The following is a 7208-nucleotide window of genomic DNA, read 5'->3' on the forward strand; positions in this document are numbered from 1 at the left end:
GCGGCGGGCGCCGGCGGAGTCCTACGGCAGCAACCCCGCTCGGCGGGCCGCCACCCCCGCATCCAGGCGGGTGTGGGCCTCCAGCTTGCGCGTGGCGGAGCGGAGGTAGCCCTTGACCGTCTCGGGGCGCAGGCCGAGGCGGCCGGCGGTGGCGGCGTTGGTCGCGCCGAGCGCCACGCAGGACAGGACGTCCAGCTCGCGGGGGGTGAGGGCGACCCGCGGCCCGGCGGGCGGGGTGGGCGCGTCGGGGCCGGGGGTGTCCGTGGCGGCGGCACCGGCCAGCCGGCCGCACACCTGGAGGAGTTCCCGCCGGAGCTCCGGGTCGTCGATGCGGGGGGCCAGCGCCCGCAGCGCCACATGCGCCTCGCGGACCTCCTCCCACGCCGCCGGTGACCCGTCCTCCGGGGGTCGTGCCGCCGCCAGCAGGTTCCGGGCCTCGTCCCGCACCACCAGGGCCTGCTCCATGTCCCGCGCGGCCTCCATCGCCGCCCCGACCGTGCGGTCGCCCAGCGGCCGGGGCGCGCGCAGGGCGCCGTACAGCACTCCGCGCACCCGGCGCCGTACGACGATGGGGACGGCGAGGACCGAGCGGATGCCCTCGGCGGCGACGGCGGCGTCGTACTCGTGGCTGATCTGCCGGGACGAGGAGTAGTCGGTCACCCAGCAGGGGCGGGCCAGCGCCACCGCCTTGCCGCCCAGCCCGTTCCCGGAGTGCACGGACAGCCCGCTGAGCGAGGTCGTCCGGTTGCCCTGGAGTTCGCTGATGCGCAGTTGCCCGGGACCGGGCTCGACCAGCCCGGCGAAGGCCAGGGGCAGCCCGGTGACCAGCCGTAAGCGGTTCAGCGCGCCGCGCAGGTCCGTCGAACCGGATGAAGCAGGATCGACGGGACCGAAGGAATGCACTGCCACGAACTCGCCCTTTCCGCGCGGCGCACCCCCGTTCGGGGGTAGTGAGACGCGTATCACGCATTACACGATGTCAGGCGACGGTCCGGCAATGAGGAGGACACATGTCGGCGAGGACGAGCGCCACGGAGGAGTTCCGGGCGGCCAGGGACTTCCTGCTGGCCCACCGGGAGGACTACGCCACGGCCTGCAAGGGCTTCACGTGGCCGCGCCCCGACTTCTTCAACTGGGCACTCGACTGGTTCGACGAGATCGCACGTGGGAACGACCGCACGGCCCTGCACATCGTCGAGGAGGACGGCACCGAGACCCGGCTGACCTTCGCCGAGATGTCCGAGCGCTCCTCCCGCGTCGCGAACTGGCTGCGCGCCCAGGGCGTACGGGCCGACCACCGGGTCCTCGTCATGCTCGGCAACCAGGCGGAGCTGTGGGAGACCGCCCTAGCCGCGATGAAGCTGCGCGCCGTCGTCATCCCCGCCACCCCGCTGCTCGGCCCCGCCGACCTGCGCGACCGCGTCGAGCGCGGCCGGGTCCGGCATGTGATCGCGCGGGCCGAGGACGCCGCCAAGTTCGACGAGGTGCCCGGCCGCTACACCCGGATCGCCGTCGGCGGCACCGCGGACGGTTGGCGCCCCTACGAGGACGCCTACGCGGCCCCCGCAGACTTCACGCCGGACGGCGAGACCAACGCCTCCGACCCGCTGATGCTGTACTTCACCTCGGGCACCACCGCCCGGCCGAAACTGGTCGAGCACACCCATGTGTCGTACCCCGTGGGCCACTTGGCGACGATGTACTGGATCGGCCTGAAACCCGGGGACGTCCACCTCAACATCTCCTCGCCCGGCTGGGCCAAGCACGCCTGGTCCAACCTCTTCGCCCCGTGGAACGCGGAGGCGACCGTCTTCATCCACAACTACACCCGCTTCGACCCGGCCCGGCTGCTGTCGGAGATGGAGCGCGCGGGCGTCACCAGCTTCTGCGCCCCGCCGACCGTGTGGCGGATGCTGATCCAGGCCGACCTCACCCAGCTGCGCACCCCGCCCCGCGAGGTCGTCGCGGCGGGCGAGCCGCTCAACCCCGAGGTCATCGAGCAGGTGCGGCGGGCCTGGGGCATCACGATCCGGGACGGCTTCGGCCAGACCGAGACCGCCGTGCAGGTCTCCAACAGCCCCGGCCAGGAGCTGAAGACCGGCTCGATGGGCCGGCCCAGCCCCGGTTTCAAGGTCGTCCTCCTCGACCCCGTCTCGGGCGCCCCCGACGTCGACGAGGGCGAGATCGCGCTCGACCTGTCCAACCGCCCCGTGGGTGTGATGACCGGCTACCACGGCGACCCCGACCGCACCGCGGAGGCCATGGCGGGCGGCTACTACCGCACCGGCGACATCGGCTCCCGCGACGAGGACGGCTACATCACCTACGTGGGCCGCGCCGACGACGTGTTCAAGGCGAGCGACTACAAGATCAGCCCGTTCGAGCTGGAGAGCGCCCTGCTGGAGCACGAGGCGGTGGCGGAGGCGGCCGTCGTGCCCGCGCCGGACGAGCTGCGGCTCGCCGTCCCGAAGGCGTACATCGTGCTGGCGGCCGGCTGGGAGCCGGGCCCGGACACCGCGAAGGTCCTCTTCGAGCACTCCCGGACCGTCCTCGCGCCGTACAAGCGGGTCCGCCGGCTGGAGTTCGCCGACCTGCCGAAGACCGTGTCGGGCAAGATCCGCCGTATCGAGCTGCGCGAGGCCACCGCCGAGGGCTCGGACGCCGAGTACCGCGAGGAGGACTTCCGGTGAGCGCAGGCGACGGGCCCACGGCAGCGTCGTCGTACGCGCACGGGACGAGCGGCACGGCCCTCCTCGGCGACACCATCGGCGCCAACCTCGACCGCGCGGTCGCCGCCTGGCCGGACCGCGAGGTCCTCGTCGACGTGCCGTCCGGGCGACGCTGGACCTACGCCCGGTTCGCGGCGGACGTCGACCGGCTCGCCTACGGGCTGGTCGCGAGCGGGATCACCAAGGGCGACCGGGTGGGCATCTGGGCGGTCAACTGCCCGGAGTGGGTGCTCGTCCAGTACGCCACCGCGCGCATCGGCGCGATCATGGTGAACATCAACCCGGCCTACCGCACCCATGAGGTCGAGTACGTCCTCAACCAGGCCGGGGTCTCGCTGCTGTTCGCCTCGCTCAGCCACAAGACGAGCGACTACCGGGCGATGGTGGAGCAGGTGCGCGGGAACTGCCCGCGGCTGCGGGAGACCGTGTACATCGGCGACCCGAGCTGGGACGCGCTGATCGCGCGCGGCACGCCCGTCCCGTTCGAGGAGCTGTCCTGCGACGACCCGATCAACATCCAGTACACGTCGGGCACCACGGGCTTCCCCAAGGGGGCCACCCTCTCCCACCACAACATCCTCAACAACGGCTACTTCGTGGGCGAGTCGATCAACTACACCGAGCAGGACCGGGTGTGCGTCCCCGTCCCCTTCTACCACTGCTTCGGCATGGTCATGGGGAACCTCGCGGCCACCTCGCACGGCGCCTGCGTGGTCGTCCCGGCCCCGTCCTTCGACCCGAAGGCCACCCTGGAGGCCGTCCAGCAGGAGCGCTGCACGTCCCTGTACGGCGTGCCGACGATGTTCATCGCGGAGCTGAACCTCCCCGACTTCGCGTCGTACGACCTGTCGTCCCTGCGCACCGGCATCATGGCGGGCTCGCCCTGCCCGGTGGAGGTGATGAAGCGGGTCGTCGCCGACATGCACATGGCCGAGGTGTCCATCTGCTACGGCATGACGGAGACCTCGCCCGTCTCCACCCAGACCCGGCGCGACGACGACCTGGAGCACCGCACCGGCACCGTCGGCCGCGTCCTCCCGCACATCGAGGTGAAGATCGTCGACCCGGCCACCGGGGTCACCCGACCGCGGGGCACCGCGGGGGAGCTGTGCACCCGCGGCTACAGCGTGATGCTCGGCTACTGGGAGGAGCCCGAGAAGACCGCCGAGGCCGTCGACCCCGGCCGGTGGATGCACACCGGGGACCTCGCGGTGATGCGTGAGGACGGGTACGTCGAGATCGTCGGCCGGATCAAGGACATGATCATCCGGGGCGGCGAGAACATCTATCCGCGGGAGATCGAGGAGTTCCTGTACGGCCACCCGGGGATCGCCGACGTGCAGGTGGTCGGTGTGCCGCACGAGCGGTACGGCGAGGAGGTCCTCGCCTGCGTCATCCCACGCGACCCCGCGCGGCCGCTCACGCTGGAGGAGCTGCGGGCCTTCTGCGACGGGCAGTTGGCGCACTACAAGATCCCGAGCGCGCTGCGCATCCTGGACGCGTTCCCGATGACGGTGTCGGGGAAGGTCCGCAAGATCGAACTGCGGGAGCGGTACGCGGCCGGATAGGCGGCCTCCCGGGCCGGGGCCCCCGCCGGTCGTGCGCGGGGGCCCGCGTGCGGCCCGCGGGTCCGGCCCCGAGTGCCGAACCGTTCGCGTCGTCCGCCACTGATCACGTTCCCGCGCCGGTCGCGACCAGCTCCACCGCGGCCGCGTTCACCGGCTGCGGGGTGCCCGTGAGGTCCAGGACGAACAGGGCGACGCCCAGGCCGTCGGCGCGGTCACGGGCGTCGTCCGTGTATCCGGCGAGCGAGAAGCAGACACAGTCGCAGGACTCGGCCATCGCGGTCAGCCACAGGCATTCGACGTCGCGGGGCGCGGCCGGCTGGACCAGCGGGTGCACCTGCACCAGGACGCCGCGCGCGGCGAGTCCGATGCCGTGCGGCTGGCGCTGGTCGGCCCGGCGGATGTCCTTGTAGCCCAGCCAGCGCAGATAGAGGGCGACGGCGGTGACCGCGTCGCGCGCGGTGCGAATCGTGACGGGCTGGAACGTGGCTCGCGACGCGGTGGGCGGTTCCACGGGCGGTTCGGCCGGGTCGCCGCCCCCGGTGCCCAACGGCTGGGCGGCGACCGTGACGGGCACGCGCAGCACGGTCCCGCAGGAGCAGCCCAGCTCCGGATGGGGCCACTGGTCCGCGCGTCCGCAGCTCCCGCAGCGGACGGTGACCCAGTCCTCGTCCCAGGTGCGATGGGTGACGCAGACGGGGGCGGCGCGCCGGTTCAGGGGCGGCGCGACCGGGGTGCCGCACGCACAGGGGTAGGCGGGCGCGGCGTACTGGTGCTCCCGCCCGCATTCCGGGCATCGCACCGCCATGGTCTCGCTCATGTCCCACCCCACCACCGAGCTCACCGGGTCCCGTCGCGACAGCCCCCTCATCGTCCTCCAGCCGGGGGCGCACCGGCAGGGGAACGCCACGACAGGCGCGGACGATTCGGCGGTCCCGCCCTTGACGGCCTCCCCACCGGCTCCTACATTGCTTCCAGATAGTAGAAATCACTTTCCGTAATACGGAAAATAGAATCACGGAAGTGCTCGCGGCGGGGCGCGACGGGAGCGCGAGTCCGGCAGCTGAAGCAGGAGTACGCAATGGCTCGTATGACCGCTGCCCGCGCGGCAGTCGAGATCCTCAAGCGCGAGGGCGTCAGCGACGCGTTCGGCGTCCCCGGCGCCGCGATCAACCCCTTCTACGCCGCCCTGAAGGCCGCCGGCGGCATCCACCACACCCTCGCCCGGCATGTCGAGGGCGCCTCGCACATGGCCGAGGGCTACACCCGCACCCACCCCGGCAACATCGGGGTCTGCCTCGGCACCTCCGGGCCCGCCGGCACCGACATGATCACCGGGCTCTACTCCGCCATCGGTGACTCCATTCCCATCCTCTGCATCACCGGCCAGGCACCCACCGCCGTGATCCACAAGGAGGACTTCCAGGCGGTCGACATCGCCTCCATCGCCCGCCCGGTCACCAAGATGGCCGTGACCGTCCTGGAGGCGGCGCAGGTCCCCGGCGCCTTCCAGCAGGCGTTCCACCTGATGCGCTCCGGCCGCCCCGGACCGGTCCTCATCGACCTCCCGATCGACGTCCAGCTCACCGAGATCGAGTTCGACCCGGAGACGTACGAGCCGCTCCCCGTCTACAAGCCGGCCGCGACCCGCGCCCAGATCGAGAAGGCGATCGGGATGCTCAACGCCGCCGAGCGGCCACTGATCGTCGCGGGCGGCGGTGTCATCAACGCCGACGCGAGCGAACTGCTCGTCGAGTTCGCCCAGTTGACCGGCGTCCCGGTCGTCCCCACCCTCATGGGCTGGGGCGTCCTGCCCGACGACCACGAGCTGAACGCCGGCATGGTCGGCCTGCAGACCTCGCACCGCTACGGCAACGCGACCTTCCTCGCCTCCGACTTCGTCCTCGGCATCGGCAACCGCTGGGCCAACCGGCACACCGGGAACCTGGACGTCTACACGGCCGGGCGGACGTTCGTCCACGTCGACATCGACCCCACGCAGATCGGCAGGATCTTCGCCCCCGACTACGGCATCGCCTCGGACGCCGGGGCCGCGCTGGAACTCTTCGTCCAGGTGGCGCGGGAGCTGAAGGCCGAGGGCCGGCTGCCCGACCGCTCCGCGTGGGCCGCCGAGGCACAGGACCGCAGGGCCCGCCTCCAGCGCCGTACCCACTTCGACGACGTCCCGATCAAGCCGCAGCGCGTCTACGAGGAGATGAACCGGGCCTTCGGCCCCGACACCCGGTACGTCACCACCATCGGCCTCTCCCAGATCGCGGGCGCCCAGATGCTGCACGTCCACCGGCCCCGCCACTGGATCAACTGCGGCCAGGCGGGCCCGCTCGGCTGGACCGTCCCCGCCGCGCTCGGCGTCGCCAAGGCCGACCCGGAGGCGTCCGTCGTCGCCCTCTCCGGCGACTACGACTTCCAGTTCATGATCGAGGAGCTGGCAGTCGGGGCGCAGCACAGGATCCCGTACGTCCATGTCCTGGTGAACAACTCCTACCTGGGCCTCATCCGGCAGGCGCAGCGCGCCTTCGCCATCGACTTCCAGGTCAACCTGGAGTTCGAGAACGTCAACTCGCCCGAGCTGGGTGTCTACGGCGTCGACCACGTCAAGGTCGCCGAGGGCCTCGGCTGCAAGGCGATCCGGGTGACCGACCCGGCCGACCTGGGCGCCGCCTTCGAGGAGGCGAAGAAGCTCGCGGCGCAGTACCGGGTGCCGGTGGTCGTCGAGGCCATCCTGGAACGGGTCACCAACATCTCGATGTCCACGACGAACGACATCAGTGCCGTCGTGGAGTTCGAGGAACTCGCGACGGAGCCATGGCACACGCCGACGTCGATCAGGACGCTGAAGGCCTGACAGGGGCCTCGTCCGCACGTGGGCGGGGGGGCCTCGTCCGCACGTGGG

At 71.8% G+C, this 7208-nt stretch carries 5 protein-coding genes; 3 read left to right on the plus strand and 2 right to left on the minus strand.

All coding sequences use genetic code 11. The features are described from left to right. Window positions 1-21 precede the first annotated feature (21 nt). The gene (locus AOK23_RS31245; protein WP_055715931.1) at window positions 22-855 is read right to left on the minus strand and encodes a LuxR C-terminal-related transcriptional regulator; all 834 of its coding nucleotides are present in this window, start codon (window positions 853-855) and stop codon (window positions 22-24) included. Window positions 856-1010: 155 nt separating this feature from the next. Here AOK23_RS31245 and AOK23_RS31250 point away from each other — a divergent pair, with 155 nt between their 5' ends. After that, entirely contained in the window at window positions 1011-2690 is a 1680-nt protein-coding gene (locus AOK23_RS31250; protein ID WP_055715928.1) for an AMP-binding protein, read from the plus strand. Continuing rightward, entirely contained in the window at window positions 2687-4297 is a 1611-nt protein-coding gene (locus tag AOK23_RS31255) for an AMP-binding protein (protein WP_055715929.1), read from the plus strand. The genes AOK23_RS31250 and AOK23_RS31255 overlap by 4 nt, the downstream gene beginning before the upstream one ends. A gap of 103 nt (window positions 4298-4400) precedes the next feature. Here the strand turns inward: AOK23_RS31255 and AOK23_RS31260 are convergent, their stop codons facing one another. Next, window positions 4401-5114, minus strand: a complete 714-nt coding sequence (locus AOK23_RS31260; protein WP_206336331.1) for a hypothetical protein — start codon at window positions 5112-5114, stop codon at window positions 4401-4403. 261 nt (window positions 5115-5375) lie between these two features. Here AOK23_RS31260 and gcl point away from each other — a divergent pair, with 261 nt between their 5' ends. Beyond that, window positions 5376-7160 carry a glyoxylate carboligase gene (gene gcl / locus AOK23_RS31265; RefSeq protein WP_055715930.1) on the plus strand — a complete coding sequence of 595 codons (1785 nt, stop codon included), beginning with the start codon at window positions 5376-5378 and terminating at the stop codon, window positions 7158-7160. The last annotated feature ends 48 nt before the right edge of the window (window positions 7161-7208 follow it).

Origin of the sequence: Streptomyces torulosus (genome assembly GCF_001419765.1) — a bacterium.
Lineage (GTDB): Bacteria > Actinomycetota > Actinomycetes > Streptomycetales > Streptomycetaceae > Streptomyces > Streptomyces torulosus.